At 34.4% G+C, this 19,003-nt stretch carries 14 protein-coding genes; 13 read left to right on the forward strand and 1 reads right to left on the reverse strand.

The features are described from left to right. The first annotated feature begins 36 nt into the window (after positions 1-36). The 5 genes from thrS to CF599_RS08310 all read left to right on the forward strand — a co-directional run bounded on the left by thrS (position 37) and on the right by CF599_RS08310 (position 3,943). Entirely contained in the window at positions 37-1,989 is a 1,953-nt protein-coding gene (gene thrS / locus CF599_RS08290; protein ID WP_121965568.1) for a threonine--tRNA ligase, read from the forward strand. Between the two features lie 51 nt (positions 1,990-2,040). Beyond that, positions 2,041-2,589, forward strand: a complete 549-nt coding sequence (gene infC / locus CF599_RS08295; RefSeq protein ID WP_121965569.1) for a translation initiation factor IF-3 — start codon at positions 2,041-2,043, stop codon at positions 2,587-2,589. Positions 2,590-2,642: 53 nt separating this feature from the next. After that, entirely contained in the window at positions 2,643-2,840 is a 198-nt protein-coding gene (rpmI, locus tag CF599_RS08300) for a 50S ribosomal protein L35 (RefSeq protein ID WP_121965570.1), read from the forward strand. A 103-nt stretch (positions 2,841-2,943) separates the two neighbouring features. Continuing rightward, a complete protein-coding gene (gene rplT / locus CF599_RS08305) occupies positions 2,944-3,288 on the forward strand; it encodes a 50S ribosomal protein L20 (RefSeq protein ID WP_121965571.1) in 345 nt (114 codons plus the stop codon). A 136-nt stretch (positions 3,289-3,424) separates the two neighbouring features. Continuing rightward, positions 3,425-3,943: a class IV adenylate cyclase gene (locus CF599_RS08310; RefSeq protein WP_121965572.1), complete on the forward strand. Its 519-nt coding sequence runs from the start codon at positions 3,425-3,427 to the stop codon at positions 3,941-3,943. A 66-nt stretch (positions 3,944-4,009) separates the two neighbouring features. On the opposite strand, the gene CF599_RS08315 is transcribed toward CF599_RS08310, so the two are convergent. Further along, positions 4,010-4,699, reverse strand: coding sequence for a cell division ATP-binding protein FtsE (locus tag CF599_RS08315; RefSeq protein WP_121965573.1), 690 nt, complete (start codon positions 4,697-4,699; stop codon positions 4,010-4,012). A 437-nt stretch (positions 4,700-5,136) separates the two neighbouring features. On the opposite strand from CF599_RS08315, the gene CF599_RS08320 reads away from it, so the two are divergent. From CF599_RS08320 to secDF, 8 genes are all read left to right on the forward strand, one after another. After that, positions 5,137-5,481, forward strand: a complete 345-nt coding sequence (locus CF599_RS08320) for a CidA/LrgA family protein (protein ID WP_121965574.1) — start codon at positions 5,137-5,139, stop codon at positions 5,479-5,481. Then, on the forward strand, positions 5,478-6,176 hold the full coding sequence (locus CF599_RS08325; RefSeq protein ID WP_121965575.1) for an LrgB family protein: 699 nt from the start codon (positions 5,478-5,480) through the stop codon (positions 6,174-6,176). Before CF599_RS08320 ends, CF599_RS08325 begins: the two co-directional genes overlap by 4 nt. A 246-nt stretch (positions 6,177-6,422) precedes the next feature. Beyond that, on the forward strand, positions 6,423-9,446 hold the full coding sequence (locus CF599_RS08330; protein WP_121965576.1) for a tetratricopeptide repeat protein: 3,024 nt from the start codon (positions 6,423-6,425) through the stop codon (positions 9,444-9,446). A 25-nt stretch (positions 9,447-9,471) separates the two neighbouring features. Beyond that, on the forward strand, positions 9,472-11,235 hold the full coding sequence (locus CF599_RS08335; RefSeq protein ID WP_121965577.1) for a TonB-dependent receptor: 1,764 nt from the start codon (positions 9,472-9,474) through the stop codon (positions 11,233-11,235). A gap of 123 nt (positions 11,236-11,358) precedes the next feature. Next, the gene (locus tag CF599_RS08340; protein ID WP_254050262.1) at positions 11,359-11,856 is read left to right on the forward strand and encodes a hypothetical protein; all 498 of its coding nucleotides are present in this window, start codon (positions 11,359-11,361) and stop codon (positions 11,854-11,856) included. 834 nt (positions 11,857-12,690) lie between these two features. Then, the gene (gene gyrB, locus CF599_RS08345) at positions 12,691-14,631 is read left to right on the forward strand and encodes a DNA topoisomerase (ATP-hydrolyzing) subunit B (protein ID WP_121965578.1); all 1,941 of its coding nucleotides are present in this window, start codon (positions 12,691-12,693) and stop codon (positions 14,629-14,631) included. Positions 14,632-14,750: 119 nt separating this feature from the next. After that, positions 14,751-15,680 (forward strand): malate dehydrogenase, encoded by a 930-nt coding sequence (gene mdh, locus CF599_RS08350; protein WP_121965579.1) that lies wholly within the window; start codon positions 14,751-14,753, stop codon positions 15,678-15,680. 141 nt (positions 15,681-15,821) lie between these two features. Continuing rightward, positions 15,822-18,824, forward strand: a complete 3,003-nt coding sequence (secDF, locus tag CF599_RS08355) for a protein translocase subunit SecDF (RefSeq protein ID WP_121965580.1) — start codon at positions 15,822-15,824, stop codon at positions 18,822-18,824. The last annotated feature ends 179 nt before the right edge of the window (positions 18,825-19,003 follow it).

Genomic DNA, 19,003 nt, shown 5'->3' on the forward strand with positions numbered 1-19,003 from the left:
AACTTGTATATTTGCGTTTTATTTTTTAAAAGTATTATGATAAAAATTACATTACCAGACGGTTCAGTGAAAGAGTTCGCCTCAGGCGTAACTCCTTTTGATGTTGCAAAAAGTATAAGTGAAGGATTAGCTAGAAATATTATTTCGGCAAGCTTCAATGGTACCACCATCGAAACCATGACACCAATGACCACGGATGGTAGTTTAGTTTTATATTCTTGGAATGATGATGAGGGGAAGAAAGCTTTTTGGCACTCAACTTCTCACGTTATGGCACAGGCGTTACAAGATTTATATCCAGGTATTAAGTTGACTATAGGGCCAGCGATAACAAATGGATTCTACTACGATGTGGATTTTATGGATCATAAAGTAACAGATGCTGATTTCAAGACTATTGAAGATAAAGTGTTAGAAATTGCACGTGGTAAACATGAATTTACAATGCGTTCAGCATCTAAAGCTGAAGCATTAGAGTTTTATAAAAAAGAAGAAAATCCTTATAAAGTTGAGTTGATTGAGAACTTAGCTGATGGAACGATTACTTTCTGTGATCACGATACGTTTACAGATTTATGTCGTGGAGGTCATATTCCTAATACAGGAATTATCAAAGCGTTTAAGGTGTTGTCTATCGCAGGTGCTTACTGGAGAGGAGATGAAAAAAATAAACAGTTAACACGTGTTTATGGTATTTCTTTCCCTAAACAGAAAGACTTAACTGAATACTTAGCATTATTAGAGGAAGCGAAGAAACGCGATCACCGTAAGTTAGGTAAAGAATTAGAGTTGTTTACATTCTCTCAAAAAGTAGGTCAAGGGTTGCCATTATGGTTACCAAAAGGAGCTGCATTGAGAGATAGATTAGAGCAGTTCTTGCGTAAAGCACAGAAAAAAGCAGGATATGAGCAGGTAGTAACTCCTCATATTGGTCAAAAAGAGCTTTATGTTACATCTGGACATTATGCAAAATATGGAGCTGATAGCTTCCAACCAATACATACTCCGGTAGAAGGAGAAGAGTTCTTATTAAAACCAATGAACTGTCCTCACCACTGTGAGATTTACAATGCAAAACCTTGGTCTTATAAAGATTTACCTAAGCGTTTTGCTGAGTTCGGAACAGTATATCGTTATGAGCAATCAGGAGAATTACACGGATTAACTCGTGTAAGAGGATTTACTCAAGATGATGCGCATATCTTCTGTACTCCAGAACAATTAGATGAAGAGTTTAAAAAAGTAATTGACTTAGTATTATACGTTTTTGGATCTTTAGGATTCGAGAACTTTACAGCTCAAGTATCAGTACGTGATTTAAGCAATCCTGATAAGTATATAGGAAATGTAGAGAATTGGGAGAAAGCTGAGAATGCGATCATCAATGCGGCTAAAGATAAGGGACTTAATTATGTGATCGAGAGTGGAGAAGCTGCTTTCTATGGTCCTAAATTAGACTTTATGGTTAAAGATGCATTAGGTAGAAGTTGGCAGTTGGGAACTATTCAGGTAGATTATAATTTACCAGAACGTTTCGAGTTAACATATAAAGGATCAGATAACGAATTACACCGTCCTGTGATGATTCACAGAGCGCCATTCGGATCTATGGAGCGTTTTATCGCAATTCTTTTAGAGCATACAGGGGGTAATTTCCCATTATGGTTAATGCCAGAGCAGGCTATAATCCTGTCTTTGAGTGAGAAGTATGAAAAATATGCTAAAAAAGTTTTAGATTTGCTAGAAAATAGCGAAATTCGCGCCGTGGTAGATAATCGTAATGAGACTATCGGTAGAAAGATTAGAGAAGCAGAGGTACAGAAATACCCATATATGTTGATCGTAGGGGAGGAAGAAGAGAAAAATGGTACGATTTCTGTAAGAAGACATGGTGATGACGGTAAGTCTAATCAAACAATGAAAATAGAAGAGTTTATCGCTCAAGTAAATTTAGAGGTAAGCAGTTCTGTTAAACAATTTGGAGAATAAAGAACGTATAACGCTTGATGTACAAGCACATAAAATATTATAGCCATAGCAATAAGACAAAACAGAGGTAGAAATCCTCGCGAAGAAAAGAAAGATGCGCACAAAATAAACGGTGCCATCCGAGTTCCTGAAGTTCGTCTTGTAGGAGACAACGTCGAAGCAGGTGTGTTTAAATTAGCTGACGCAATGCGTTTAGCTGAAGAATTAGAGTTGGATTTAGTTGAAATTTCACCAAACGCTGAACCTCCTGTTTGTAAGATTACTGATTATAATAAATTTCTTTACGAACAAAAGAAGCGTGAAAAAATACTTAAAGCTAAATCTACGCAAATCACTGTAAAAGAGATCCGTTTCGGTCCTCAAACAGATGAGCATGATTATGAGTTTAAGAAAAAAAATGCGGTTAAGTTCTTGAAAGAAGGATCTAAATTAAAAGCATTCGTATTCTTTAAAGGAAGATCTATTATTTATAAAGATCAAGGACAAATCTTATTATTAAGATTAGCTCAAGATCTTGAGGAGTTTGGTAAAGTAGAAACTATGCCAGTTTTAGAGGGTAAACGTATGACTATGTTTATCGCGCCTAAAAAGAAAAAATAGTATTTAGTATATTAAGATAGTTAAGTAAGATAATCATTAATACCTAGGAAATAATGCCTAAAATGAAAACTAAATCTAGTGCTAAGAAACGTTTCAAGTTGACTGGTTCTGGAAAAATCAAAAGAAAACACGCTTTTAAAAGTCACATTTTGACTAAAAAATCTAAAAAGCGTAAATTAGCTTTAACTCACTCTGGATTAGTGTCTAAAGCAGATACTCATAGTATCAAAAATCAATTAAGATTAGTTTAATCTTAATCTCGGTTAAAATTATTTAATAACCCTGGAGTGGTGCAAATTAATTTTTGGAAGTGTTTGAAATAAAGCCGCCCACTACAAAAACACATTTTTAGAAATGGCAAGATCAGTAAACTCAGTAGCTTCAAGAGCAAGAAGAAAAAGAATTTTGAAGCAAGCCAAAGGATTCTTTGGTAGACGTAAAAACGTTTGGACAGTAGCGAAAAACGCGGTAGAAAAAGCAATGGTATATGCTTACCGTGACAGAAAACAAAAGAAAAGAAACTTCCGTGCTTTATGGATTATGCGTATCAACGCTGGTGCAAGATTACATGGAATGAGCTATTCTCAATTCATGGGTAAAATCAAAGCTAACAATATCGAATTGAACCGTAAAGTTCTTGCAGATTTAGCAATGAATCACCCTGAAGCTTTCGCAGCTATCGTTAATAGAGTAAAATAATAAACGTTTGTCAAATCGGATTAATCTTACTTAATATATTTAAAGCCCTACTGTACGCAGTAGGGCTTTTTTATTTTACAATAGTTGATAGTTTATTTTTTAGGTTTAAGTTTGGTATTACTAAACTTAAAGCAATATGGAATTAAAGAATGTAGAGTTTAAAGCTCGTGTAGCTGATCTAGCTGTGATGGAAGAAAGGTTAAGTGGATTAGAGTTTGTTTTAGACGGTGTTTATACCCAAGTGGATACTTATTATAATGTGCCTATCGGTAGGGTGAAATTGAGAGAATATGATACATATAGCTCTTTGATCTATTATAATCGTGCTGATGGAATAGATGCAAAAGGATCTGATGTTATCTATTATAAACACGAGAAGAATGCTGCTTTAGGAGGCATCTTAGAATTGCAGTTTGGGATAAAAGTAAAGGTGTCTAAGGTGCGTAAGGTTTTGAAGTATAAGAACGTCAGTGTACATCTCGATAATGTAGAGGGTTTAGGTCTTTTTGTAGAAGTAGAAGCGTGTAGTGTAGGTGCGGAAGAAGGTGTGGATTTAAAAGTACAATGCGATGAGTTTTTTAAACTTCTTCAGTTAAAGCAAGAGGATTTGGTAGCGGTGTCTTATAGTGATTTGTTATTGGCACAAGAGAAATAGTTTAAAAAGAAACGACCATAAAAACTTAGTTTTTATGGTCGTTTCTTTTTTATAGTTGATCCTGTTTTATCCATGAGTAGTACGGTGTACTACTTCGAATAGTGTACCTGCATCACATTTTAATGTTTTGGCAGGGAATTTTAATAGTAAAGCATAGTCATGTGTCACCATGATAATTGTTCTACCATTTTTATTGATATTTAGGAGTAACTCCATTACTTCTGCACTTGTTTGAGGATCTAGGTTACCAGTAGGCTCATCAGCTAAGATAAGGTCTGGATCATTTAATAGTGCTCTAGCGATAGCAATTCTTTGTTGTTCTCCACCTGATAGTTGATGAGGCATTTTCTCGATATGTGCTAGCATGTTTACATTGTCTAGAACTTCGTGTATTTTTCTGCTCATCGCTTCTTTTTCTGACCAACCCGTAGCCTTTAATGCGAAGTATAAGTTAGCGTAGACTGTTCTATCAGGAAGTAGTTTGAAATCTTGAAATACGATACCTAATGATCTTCTTAAGTAAGGGATGTCCTTTTCTTTTAACATTTTTAGATCATAGTCAACGATCGATCCCTCACCAACTTCTAATGGTAAGTCGGCATAAAGTGTCTTCATAAAGCTACTTTTACCTGAACCTGTTTTACCTATAATATATAGGAATTCTCCTTTATTAACCTCTAAGTTTACATTAGAAAGTACTTTGTGTTTATTCTGGAAGATATCAACTCCTTGAAGGGATAAAACTGTCTTTGACATAGTAATCGTAAATTTTGTGGTAAAAGTACTAAGATAAACAATAATAACGTAGTTGTTGTAGTGAAAATATCATCAGATAGAAGAAAGTTTAGAGGTGTAATAGAAATTGTATCTAAATATAGACAAACTATAGATATTGATATTAAAATCAAAAGGGGAAACCTGCTTCAGATTTCCCCTTTTGTTCTAACTAACCAATATTATTTACTTATATTTTATTTCATAATGTTCTTGTTTGTTTACAGTACAAAGATGTTGTTTTTGTTTGTCTTCTAGATTAAGTAAAAGTTATGAAATAGCTAATAGATTGTATTGTTTTTGTATTGCTACTTAACCACAATGTGATCAAACTGTTTTGTTAAAATAATTATATTTATCGCAATATGTAGTTTGGTGGAGATTGAGTTTAGTAATTTTGTGATAAATATTTAGATAAAATGAATTTAATTAAACAGGTGGCAATTGTTATTGGTTGTCTTGCCTTTGGAGAATTAGTAGTTTATCTGACAGGATTAAAACTACCATCAAGTATTATAGGCTTAATAGCATTATTTACACTGCTTAAACTTAAGTGGGTGAAGGTAGTTGACATCGGTGGAATCACTGATTTCTTAATTAAGAACATGGGGATTTTCTTTGTACCACCTTGTGTAGCTATGTTGAATTATTTTGGTATTCTAAGTAAATCGATAGTTCCTATTGTTGTTGCAACACTTGTTAGTACAGCGATTGTGATTTTTGTAACTGGATTTACTCATCAATTATTAAGAAAGAAGAAATGAGTTTTTTAGCAAACCCAACTTTTTTGTTGTTTATGACATTGGCTCTTTATGCTGGTGGAATGTGGTTGTCAACAAAGAAGAAGTGGATTATATTTAATCCTATTATTTTATCTATGGTCATTTTGATGGCTTATTTGTTCATTTTAGATATTCCTTATAGCAATTATGAAGAGGCAGGACAGTATATTGATTTTTTCTTAAAACCGTCTATTGTGGTTTTAGCTGTACCATTATATATTCAGTGGGAAAAGATACAGAAGCAATTGTTTCCTATCTTGTTTAGTCAACTCGTAGGATGTGTCGTTGGAGTGGTATCAGTAGTTATTTTAGCTAAAGTAACAGGCGCTGACCAAGAGATTATTCTGTCATTAGCGCCTAAATCTGTTAGTACACCTATCGCTTTAGAAATATCTAAGTCAGTAGGTGGAATACCTTCAGTGACAGCAGCAGTGGTTATGATAGCAGGTATATTTGGAAGTATGGTGGGGTTTAAAGTACTTAATCTTACTCGTATCAGTAATCCTATGTCTCAAGGGATAGCAATGGGGACATCCTCTCACGCAATGGGGACGATGAAAGCGATGGAGCTTAGTGATAAGTATGGTGCATTCGCTAGTGTAGGGATGATTTTTAATGGAATCTTCACGGCTATTTTGGCTCCTATAATATTGGGATTACTTTCCCCTTATTTGTGATATATATAAAGTCAACTCGAGTCTAAAAGACTCGAGTTTTTTGTTTAGTAGATAATTATATAGGTAAGTGGGTATTATCAGAGCTGTATGTTTTAAGATGAGATGGTGTTTTATATAATTGCTTTGCGTATTGTTAAATTCGCTTTTAAATATATTTTTGATAATATATAGGGCAATATATTGCTGAAAAATAAGTTTAAAAGAGTATAAAATGATATATTTGACGTTATATAAAACTGAATTGAAATGCATAAAAATAATAGATTAACTTTATTAACTCTTGCACTAGGGAGTATAACTGCAAGTGCTCAACAGTCAGCTGTTTATGTAGATAGGTTAGCTGATTATAATCATGCTGTGGCCCTATATAATGAAGAACAATATCTAGCAGCTCAATTGTTGTTCTCTAAAGTAAAGCAAGCTCATGTAGGCGAAAATACGGAGGTGGAGTCTGATTGTGCTTATTATATTGCTCATTGTGCTATACGTCTAAATCAAGATGGAGCTGAGGATAAAATAGATGAGTTCGTTAAGAATTATCCTACTAGTTCTAAGCAAAATCAAGCTTATGTAGAGGTTACTGATTATTACTTTAGTAAAGGTGACTTCCCTAAAGCGCTTAAATATGCTGTTAAGGTAAAGGAGAATGCTATTACAAACGAAAAAAAACTAGACCGTTTCAACTTTGAGAAAGGGTATAGTTACTTTTATACAAAAAATAAGAAAGAGGCTGAACGCTACCTTAAGAAGGTTAATTCTCGTGGTGAATGGGGAGAACAAGCCACTTATTATTTAGGATATATCGCTTATGATTCTGATAAGTTTGATGAAGCAAAACAATTGTTTAACAAGGTAGAGACAAAGTCTTCTTATCAAGAGAAGATGGGGTACTACCAAGCTGACATGAGTTTTAAGACAGGTAATTTTCAAACTGCTATTGACCAAGGAACAGCTCAAATAGGAGTGTCAAATGCTCAAGAGAAGTCTGAGTTATCAAAGATCATAGGAGAGAGTTACTTTAATTTAAAACAATATGATAAGGCATTGCCTCACCTTTTAGCTTATCAAGGTAAAGGTGGGAAGTGGAGTAATACTGACTTCTACCAATTAGGATATACGTACTACAAGTCAAAAGATTATCCTAAAGCAATCGAACAGTTTAATAAAATTATCGGTGGTGATAATGCGATCGCTCAGAATGCATATTATCATTTAGGAGAGAGTTACTTACAGACTCATAAGAAAACACAGGCATTAAATGCATTTAAGAATGCTTCTGAAATGCGCTTCGATGCAGGTATTCAAGAAGATGCTTTCTTAAACTATGCTAAGCTTAGTTATGATATAGGTAATGCTTATGAGAGTACGCCAAGTGTATTAAATAATTATATCACTAAATATCCTAACTCTGCTTATAAAGCTGAAATAGAGGGGTTATTGGTTGATTCATATGTTTCGTCACGTAACTATAAAGAGGCTTTGGCTCTATTAGAGAAGAATCGCTCTGTAGGAAATAAAGAAGTGTACCAACAGGTAACTTTATTACGTGGACAAGAATTGTTTAACGAGGGAGATTTTAAAGGTGCTTTAGGGCTTTTTGACAAGTCATTGGCAGAGAAACAAAACTTAAAATATACTGCAAAAGCACAATACTGGAAAGGGGAGACTCTGTTCTATCTAAATGATTTTAAAGAGTCAATAGCACAGTTTAATGCTTTTGAACAAAACACATCGTCTAAAGGATTGTCAGAACGCGATAATTTATACTATGCTTTAGCTTATTCTTACTTTAAACAAAAGGATTATACTAAGGCGGGAGAATACTTTAAACAATATACTGATGGTACGCCTAAGGATGAGTCTCGTCGATTAGATGCTTTCTTGAGATTAGGAGATTGTAACTTCGTAACAGGTAAATATTGGCCTGCAATGGAAGCTTATAACAAAGTTATTGAAGCAAATAAAGTGGATGTTGAATACGCTCGTTTTCAAAAGGCTGTTAGTTACGGATTCGTAGATAGAAACCCACGTAAGATAGAAGACTTGACACAATTCGTTAAAGACTTTCCAAAGTCTAATTTGGCAGATGATGCACAGTACGAGATTGGGGTTACTTATGATGTGATGAATCAAGATCAGAAGGCATTAGTTGCTTTTGATAAACTATTAAAGGATTATCCAACGTCAAGTTATAAGCCTAGAGCAGTATTGCGTCAAGGGTTAATTAATTACAATGCGAATAAACCTAATGAGGCTTTAGTTAAGTTTAAACAAGTGGTGAAGGAGTCTCCGGATTCTTCAGAAGCATTAGAGGCAGTGCAAAATGCTCGTTTAATCTATGTAGATAATGGTAAGGTAGATGAGTATGCGGCTTGGGTAAAGGGATTGTCTTTTGTACAGGTTACAGATGCTGAGTTAGATAAAGATACTTATGAATCAGCGGAGAAGCAGTATATTCAGAATAATACAAAAACAGCTATAGAGGGGTATGAGAAATATCTAAAAAGCTTCCCAACTGGTCAAAAGGCATTACAAGCACATTTTTACTTAGGTCAAATGTATTTTGCAGAGAACAATATAGATAAGGCTGTGGTGAATTATGAAGCGGTCGTAAGTAAAGATAAGAATGAGTTTTCTGAGATTTCACTAGCTCGTTTAGCAGAGATTTACCTTAAGAATAAAAATACTTCTAAAGCGATTAGTTCTTTAAAACGATTAGATACAGAAGCTGTACAAGAGCAGAATGTTGTGTTCGCTAAGTCTAACTTGATGAAGTTGTACTATGAGCAAAACAGCTATGCTGAAGCGCTTACTTATGCTGAGGCTGTATTAAAAATGCCAAAGACTGATAATAAAGTTAAGAGTGATGCTCAGGTAGTTATCGCTAGAACAGCTATGGCTACTAATGAGGAGGCGAAAGCTAAAAAAGCATATCAAGAAGTATTAAAGATAGCTAAGGGAGAGCTAGCTGCTGAGGCATTGTATTATGATGCTTATTTTAAAAATAAAGATGGTAAGTACGAGACATCAAATGAAACAGTACAAAAATTAGCTAAGGAGTATTCAGGTTATAAGTATTATGGAGCAAAAGGATTAGTCTTAATGGCTAAGAACTTTTATCAATTAAAAGATAGTTACCAAGCAACTTATATTCTAGAGAGTGTTACTAAGAATTTTACTGATTACCCTGATGTAGTAAGTGAGGCAAAACAGGAATTGCAAACAATCAAAAGTCAAGAGGCTAAACGCAACTCTTCGATTGCTCAATAGTACTTTAATTAAGAATAGATTTAAAATGAACAATAAGAACATATATACGATATTATCTGCTGTCACATTAGTATGTGGAGTAGGTTTTGCTCAAGATAAAAATACAGATCCCAATAAATTAGGGACTGAGGTAGTTAATGTTGTAAGAGCTTATGATGCGACTATTTCGGATGCATTTAAAGTTAGAACAACAGCTAATAATGACGATGACGCGATAGGTAATAAGAAACCAGTCATTTATACGATAAGTTCATTTCCAGTAGCGTCAACTTTCGTTCCAGAGAAGGGACAAGCGGCAGCTGTGGAGAAAACGAGTAGATTAATGAGTTTTAATAATTACGCGTTGTTATCAGCAGGTAATTATACGAATATTAACGGAGAGGTTTTTCTAAGTCATAAACTAAATAAGAATAGTTTCTTAGCTGGGTATGCTAGTCATTTCTCATCTCAAGGAGGAATTAAAAACCAGATTTTAGACGATAGTTTTTCGAATACTAAAGGAGGATTAGTTTATGGAGGACAATTAAAAGACTTTGGTTGGACGGTAGAAGCAGGAGCTCGTTACCAATTGAGTAACTATTACGGATTACCAACTAAGGAGATTGACTTTAATCGCGCAGATGTTAATGGTGTTAGCGAAGCGCAACATTATAAGAATGTTTTTGTGAATGGTGGAGTAGAGTTTAGAAACTCACCATTTACGAATATGGATTTTAGATATGATTATTTTTGGGATGATTTTGGAACTGTAGAAAATCACTTTAAAATACGTCCAAATGTAAAGACGGCATTAGAGATTGGTGATCTTAATATCGGTGTGATTGTTGATTACGTTGGTACAGAGTATAAGAATCCATTTACAGCAGATAAGGTAAAGTATAGTCACTTAAATATAGGGGCTCAGCCTAATATTACCTTTAGAAAAGACAATTATTCTGTACAGTTAGGAGTAGGGGTGTTCTTTAATAATGGAGATATCGCAGGTAAGTCTGAGAACAACTTCTATATCTATCCTCAAGTAAAGGCTTCGTATGATTTAGTACCAGGACTTTTAATCACTTATGCAGGATTAGAGGGAGGGTTGCAACAGAATTCTTTTCAACAATTTTCAGAAGAGAACCCGTTTATCTCACCTAATGTATTAATCACTCCAACTGATAAGAAATACGACTTATACATTGGATTAAAAGGGAAGTTAGATAATAATATCTCTTATAATGTAAAGGGATCTTATAAGCGTGAGAAAGACAAAGCGATGTTCGTACATAACGAGTATTCATTGAATAAAAGGAGAGTTCCTTATATGTTCGGTAACTCTTTCGGAGTGGAGTATGGAGATGTAAAGACATTTAATCTGTTTGGTGAATTGCGATTTGATTTTGAAGACAATGTTTCGGTTGGATTACACGGAGAATATAATAGTTATAATACAAGTACATTAGAAGCATGGAATTTACCTCAAGTAAAAGCAGGTGCTGATTTTAAGTTTGATTTTACAGAGCAATGGTTTGCTACTATGGATGTCTTTTATGTAGGTAAACGCAAGGATGTATTCGTGATAGATGCTACAGGATTAATAGGGGAGTACAATACTTGGGAGAGTCCAACAGTGGTAGATGTTAAGGATTATGTAGACCTAAATATGAAAGTAGGGTATAGACCAACTAAGAATTGGACTGTGTTTTTAAAGGTTAACAACTTGTTTAATCAGAAGTATAATCAGTGGGATAATTTTAGAACACAAGGATTGCAAGTTATGGGCGGAGCAATGTATAAATTCGATTTTTGAGATTTTGTAATTAGAAATAAAGCTAAAAAATGATAATTTATGATTAAAAGGTGCTAAAAGATGCACAATGCTGTTTTATTACATTAATTAATAACTTACTTTTGTCGTCACAAACAACAAAACATGTTTTACTTTTTCGCAAGGAAAGTAAAGGGATTAAAAGACGTAATGATGACATTAAAAAAGAAGTTAAAAACAATTTGTTTAGAACGGTTAAATGACAAGGTGGAAGCGTTGCAGGGAATCATAACAGATATGTCTTTAGACGCACAGAACGACGCCAAAAGTTCTGCTGGGGATAAGCATGAGACAGGACTGTCAATGATGCATTTAGAACAAGAAAACTTGAGTAAAAAAATCTTAGAAAATATTGCGATGCGCGATATAGTCAATAAGATAGACGAAGAGAAAGTCAGCTCAGTAGTAGAATTCGGAAGCTTAGTGCAAATTAATACAGTGTATTTATTTTTCTCAGCTGCATTACCTAAGATCATCGTAGATGATCGTTCAGTATTAGCTGTTTCTATGGATGCTCCAATCGCCAAGGAGATATTAGGAAGAAAGTTACATGATAGATTCACATTTAATAATTGTGAGTTTACAATACATGAATTAGTCTAGAAAGACTTTTTAAAAAAGATAAAAAACGCAGATGTGTATACATCTGCGTTTTTTTGTTTATTCTAAATTTAATAGAAGATATATGATTGATACGTAATGAAGGAGAAAATAATCTTATGATGGCGGAATGATGGTAGTCTGATGGCATAATGGTCACATTAAAAAGGGGGTAAACTATGTGACCACTATGCCATCATTATGCGATCACTATGCGACCATTGTAAAAAATGTGCCTCATCCTACCATAACTGTACAGTTATTGTTTATAATCCTAGTTCTGACTGTACACTTGTTTTAGTAATCCTGTCATTACTGTACAAGTTCTTTTTCTTGTGTTTTTTTCTTATAATAGTTCTTCCACCTTTTAGTTAAGACACCTGTTTTAAGATGTTCTTGTATTGGAGTTAATCTATTAGTCTTGTTCTACGATAACTATACAGTTATAATCCTACAATTGAACCTCTGGTAGAATAAGTGTTTCTGAGTATTATGTCAACTATGTTGTTCACTATTCTAGTGTTAGGTTTTAGCCTTTTTAAGCAAGGAATAGGAGTGTGGTGTGGTAATGAGTCAGCTGTATCTTGATAAACTCTAAATTGGTCTTGGTGTACCTTTATAGAGATTAGTCGTCTTAATGTTTTTTTGGGTTATAAAATATATATTGAACATTTCGATTAGTGGTTTAGAGTTGATTTAAAGATGACGGTTCCCTATTTATTAAAAGTATATATTTTTTAAAAAAGGAAGATAATAATGGTATTTTAAGATGGGTTAGGGTTGATAAAGTCTATAAAATTTGTTATATTTGTACGTTAGATATTTTAGATTATTATTATGAGCCAAGAAACAAATAAGAATAATTATTCAGCTGATAGTATCCAAGCTCTTGAGGGAATGGAACACGTAAGGATGCGTCCTTCGATGTATATTGGTGATGTGGGGGTAAGAGGACTACACCATTTAGTTTATGAGGTGGTAGATAACTCTATTGATGAGGCTTTAGCTGGTTACTGTGATACGATAAGTGTTACTATAAATGAAGATAATTCTGTTACTGTAGAGGATAATGGACGTGGTATCCCTGTAGATATTCACAAGAAAGAAGGAGTGTCAGCATTGGAAGTTGTAATGACTAAGATTGGTGCAGGAGGTAAGTTTGACAAGGATTCTTATAAGGTGTCAGGTGGTCTTCACGGAGTAGGGGTATCGTGTGTTAACGCGTTATCAGACTTGTTGAGAGCAACTGTTTATAAAGAAGGAAAAGTCTATGAACAAGAGTATTCAAAAGGTAAGGCTTTATTTCCTGTTAAGGTAGTTGGTGAAACGGAGAAACGTGGTACAGCAGTTATGTTTAAGCCAGATCCGACTATATTTACTCAGACATTAGAATTTTCGTATGATACTTTAGCTGGTCGTTTAAGAGAGTTGTCTTTCTTGAATAAAGGATTGAGAATTACTTTGACTGATAAGAGAGTAGTTGAAGAAAAAGGAGAGTATAAAAATGATGTATTCTTCTCAGAAGAAGGTTTAAAAGAGTTTATCAAATTCTTAGATGGAAGCCGTGTGCCGATTATCGAAGATGTTATCTCAATGGAGCTTGATAAAGGAGAAGTACCTGTAGAGGTTGCTTTAATTTATAATGATACTTATGCAGAAAATATTTATTCTTATGTGAATAATATTAATACGCACGAAGGAGGAACACACTTACAAGGGTTCCGTATGGGGTTAACTAGAACACTTAAGAAGTATGCAGATGCTTCTGGTATGCTAGAGAAGTTGAAGTTCGAGATTACTGGGGATGACTTTAGAGAAGGTTTAACAGCTATTATTTCTGTAAAAGTTATGGAACCTCAGTTTGAGGGACAAACTAAAACTAAGCTTGGTAACAGAGAAGTAGTTTCTCCTGTGAGTCAGGCTGTAGCTGAGATGTTAGAGAACTATTTAGAGGAACATCCTAATGATGCGAAGATAATTGTACAAAAGGTAATCTTAGCTGCTCAAGCTCGTCATGCTGCTAAAAAAGCACGTGAGATGGTTCAGCGTAAAACGGTTATGATAGGTGGTGGATTGCCAGGTAAACTATCTGACTGTTCTGAACAAGATGCTTCTAAATGTGAGGTATTCCTAGTGGAGGGAGATTCTGCAGGGGGTACAGCAAAACAGGGACGTGATCGTAATTTCCAAGCTATTCTACCATTAAGAGGTAAGATTCTTAACGTGGAGAAAGCGATGGGACACAAAGTTTTTGAGAACGAAGAGATTAAAAATATATTTACTGCTTTAGGTGTTACTATGGGAACAGCAGAAGACAGTAAGGCATTAAACCTTGAAAAGCTACGTTATCATAAAGTAGTAATCATGTGTGATGCCGATGTGGACGGTAGCCACATCGCAACGTTAATCTTGACTTTCTTCTTCCGTTATATGAGAGGGTTAATAGAGAATGGGCATGTATTTATTGCTACGCCACCTCTTTATATGGTTAAAAAAGGTCAGAAGAAAGAATATGCTTGGACAGATGAAGAACGCCTTGGTTTAATGGAACAAATGGGTAGTGGTTCAAGTGTACAACGTTATAAAGGTCTTGGAGAGATGAATGCTGAGCAGTTATGGGATACAACTATGAACCCAGAACACCGTATTCTTAGACAAGTTACTATTGATAGCTTACAAGAAGCAGATAGAGTTTTCTCTATGTTAATGGGGGATGAAGTTCCACCTCGTAGAGACTTTATCGAGAAGAATGCTACTTACGCTAAAATTGATGCTTAGTATTTGAGCAAGTTTAGAGTTTTTACAATTCAAATTTAAAGAAGCTTAGATAAATAAAATTTAATAAAGGTCAAGCATTTTATGTCTTGACCTTTTTTTTAACCTAAAATATAGAATCTATGAAAGTTACAATTATTGGAGCAGGTAATGTTGGGGCTACATGTGCTGACGTTATTGCTAACAGAAGAATTGCTAGTGAAGTCGTTTTAGTAGATATCTCTGAAGGATACGCTGAAGGTAAAGCAATGGATATTATGCAATGTGCATCAAATTCTAAATTTGATACTATAGTAAAAGGTACTACAGGTGATTATAGTCAGACGGCTAATAGTGAAGTTATTGTTGTAACGTCAGGTATTCCTAGAAAGCCAGGTATGACTCGTGAAGAGTTGATAGGGACTAATGCTTCAGTAGTGAAGTCTGTTATAGAAAATGCATTGAAGTATTCTCCTAATGCTATTTTTGTAATGGTAACGAATCCTTTAGATACAATGACTCTTGCTGCGTTAAAGATAAGTGGACTAGATCGTAAGAGAGTGATAGGAATGGGAGGAGCTCTTGATTCTGCACGTTTTAAATATTTCTTGTCTAAGAAGTTAGATAAGCCAGTTTATGATATAGAAGGTATGGTTATCGGTGGACATGGAGATACTACTATGATTCCATTGATTAGATATGCTACTTATAAAGGTATTCCTGTTACTCAATTATTAAGTGTTGAGGAGCAAGAAGAAGTTTGTAAATCTACAATGGTAGGTGGAGCAACTTTAACTAAGTTGTTAGGTACATCTGCATGGTATGCTCCTGGAGCAGCTGTAGCAAATGTGGTAGAGAGTATACTAAATGATTTTAAACGATTGATACCTTGTTCAGTATTTTTAGAAGGAGAGTATGGTCAAGAAGGTATTTGTATTGGTGTGCCTTGTATTATAGGAAAGAATGGAGTGGAACAAATCGTTGATATTAAATTAAACGATAAGGAGTTAGAGAAGTTCATTGCAAGTGCTAATGCAGTACGTGATACTAATAAAGAACTGACCAATATATAGTTGTTAGAGCTTAAATGTTAAAATATAGGTTAAATTAATTGTTTCTTTTTGTTGATATTCTTAACGAAAGAATTGGTTAATCATTGGCTATATCATATATTTGCTCGTTTTAAAAAAAGTAAATAATTAATTTTAGTAATAATGCAAAACAAAGGACTCGTTAAATTTTTTGCAATTATCTTTGCATTGGTAAGTATTTACCAACTGTCATTTACCTTTGTTACCAATCACTTTGAAGATAAAGCGAAAGCTTTTGCTAATGGTGATTCGACAAAAGAATTACAATACCTTGATTCAATTGGTAACCAAACGGTATTTCTAGGACAAACATTCAATGAAGTGAGATCTAAACAAATCAATAAAGGTTTGGACTTAGAAGGAGGAATTAATGTTACGTTACAGATATCAATCAAAGACATTTTAAAAGGTTTAGCTAATAATTCAAAAAACGCTACTTTCAACAAAGCTCTAGCGGAAGCTGAATCACAAAGACAAGGTAATCAAAGCTATTTAGACGCTTTTTACAGTGCTTTTGACAAAGAATCAAAAGGTGCTGTAAAATTAGCTTCAGCTGATATCTTCGCTAATAGAAATCTTAGTGAGATCACTGTAGGTATGTCAGATAGCCAAGTAAAAACTATCTTAGACAGAAAGATAAAAGAATCAATCGAAAGTGCTTACCGTGTATTCAGAGAGCGTATCGACAAGTTCGGTGTATCTCAACCAAACATCCAAATGCTTGGTGATTCAGGTCGTATCTTAGTTGAGTTACCTGGAGCAAAAGACGTTGACCGTATTAAGAATTTATTACAAAGTACAGCTCAGTTAGAGTTTTGGGAAACTTATAAAGTAGATGAAATAGGAAACTATTTAATGGCTGCTAATGAGTATTTAAAGACTACTGAGAAACAAACTAACCAAAAGAATCAAGTAGCTGACAAAGGTCAAGCAGATGCAAAAGGGAAATCTGATGTAGAAGCTTTATTAGGTACAGTAGCTAAAGATTCAATGGGGAATGAAACTACTAAGGAATTTAATCCTTTATTAGATTTATTCGCAATGGGTGGACAACAAGGAAGCCCAATCTTAGGATATTTCCAAACGAAAGATACTGCTAAAGTTAGTTCATTTATTAATAGAACTGATGTGCGTAACTTATTACCTGCTGATCAGAAATATGCTCGTTTTGCATGGGGTAAACCAAGTAAAAAAGCTCCTGATTTAGTAGAGTTATATGCTTTAAAAACAAATAGAGATGGTGTTCCACCATTAAGTGGAAGTGTTATTACTGGTGCTCAAGATGAGTATGATCAGTTTAGCCGTCCTGTAGTAGGTATGACTATGAGCCCTAAAGGAGCTAAAATATGGGAAGAACTTACTGGGAAAGCTTATACTGAACAATCGAATATTGCTATCGTATTAGATAATATCGTTTATTCTGCTCCTGGTGTTACTAGTGGACCTATCTCAGGTGGTAGATCTTCTATCTCTGGAGACTTCACAGTTGCTGATGCAAAAGACTTAGCGAATATCTTACGTGCTGGTAAATTACCTGCAGGTGCTGATATCGTTCAATCTGAAATCGTAGGGCCATCATTAGGACAACAAGCTATCGACGCAGGTATGTTATCTGCTGTAGCTGGTTTAATTATTGTAGCTGCTTGGATGGCATTCTACTATGGTAGAGCTGGATGGTATGCTAACGTTGCTTTATTAGCTAACTTGTTATTTATGTTCGGTATCCTAGCTAGCTTAGGTGCTGTATTAACATTACCTGGTATTGCTGGTATCGTACTTACTATGGGTACTGCAGTGGATGCTAATATTATTATTTCTGAACGAGCGAAAGAATGTCTTCGTAAAGGAATGAGCTTAGCTGATACGATTAAAGAATCTTATTCTTGGCATGGGGCTATGCGTCCTATCGTTGATGCTAACGTTACACATATCTTGACTGGGGTTATTTTATTTGCATTCGGTTCAGGACCTATTAAAGGATTTGCTACTACATTATTAATTGGTATCGCTACTTCTTTATTTACATCTATCTTTATCGCTCGTATCTTTATGGATAGAGATGTTAAAGCTGGTAGAACATTGAAGTTCTGTACTAACGTAACTAAAAACTGGTTTACTAACTTTAACTTTGATTTCCTTAAAGTTAAGAAAGTAACTTATGGTTTATCTATTATCATTGTAGTTGTTTCTTTTGCTTCATTCTTCGTGAATGGATTTGACCAAGGAACTGACTTCGTTGGAGGTAGAACATTCCAAGTTAAGTTTGATAAAGAAGTTACTGCTAATGAAGTAAGTGATAAATTAGGTGAAGTATTTGGTGTAAGTGTTGAGGCTAAAGTGTTTGGTAACAAACAACAATTAAAACTTACTACTAAATATAAAGTAGAAGAAGAAGGTGCATCTGTTGACCAAGAAGTTAATGAGAAATTATACGAAGGGTTAAAAGGGTACTATTCTACACCAATGACTTATGAGCAATTCGTAAATGCTACTGAAGGTAAAACATTAGGAGTTATTCAAGCTTCTAAAGTAGGACCAAGTATGGCAAAAGACGTTAAACAAAATGCGTATTGGGCTGTATTAGGATCTATGTTAGCTATCTTCGTTTACTTAGTGATTTCATTCCGTAAATGGCAATATTCATTAGGAGCTATTGTATCTGTTGCGCATGACGTTGTTTTTGTATTGGGTATTTACTCTTTAACTTACAAGTTTATGCCATGGCATATGGAGATTGATCAGCACTTTATCGCTGCAATCTTGACTGTTATCGGATATTCTATGAATGATACCGTTATTGTATTTGACCGTGTACGTGAGTACATCGCAGGTAAAACAAAAGGAGATTTCAATAAAATCGTTAATGATTCAGTAAACACTACATTATCTAGAACTATTAATACATCGCTTACTTTAATCCTTGTATTGTTAATCATGTTCGTATTCGGAGGTGATTCTATCAGAGGATTTATCTTTGCTATGTTAATCGGTATTATCGTAGGTACTTACTCTTCATTATTCTTAGCTACTCCAGTATTAGTGGATACTATGCCAAGAAAAGATAAAGAAGAAATTGAAAGAAGACACAAAGAGGCTCAAGAAGAGCTATTAGCTGAGAAAGCTTAATCTTTGAAGACTTAAAATATAAAAGCCACTCTATTTAGTTAGAGTGGCTTTTTTTGTTAGTTGAAGTAACTGTGTATTTCTAAACGTTAAGCGGAGTATTATTATAGGAAGCTATAGAAACTTCTATCTATAGAAATAAGCCTTTAAATATATTTACAATAACTTTATACTAATACGAG

Origin of the sequence: Myroides sp. N17-2, from assembly GCF_002286775.1 — a bacterium.
In the GTDB taxonomy this organism is placed as follows: Bacteria; Bacteroidota; Bacteroidia; order Flavobacteriales; family Flavobacteriaceae; genus Flavobacterium.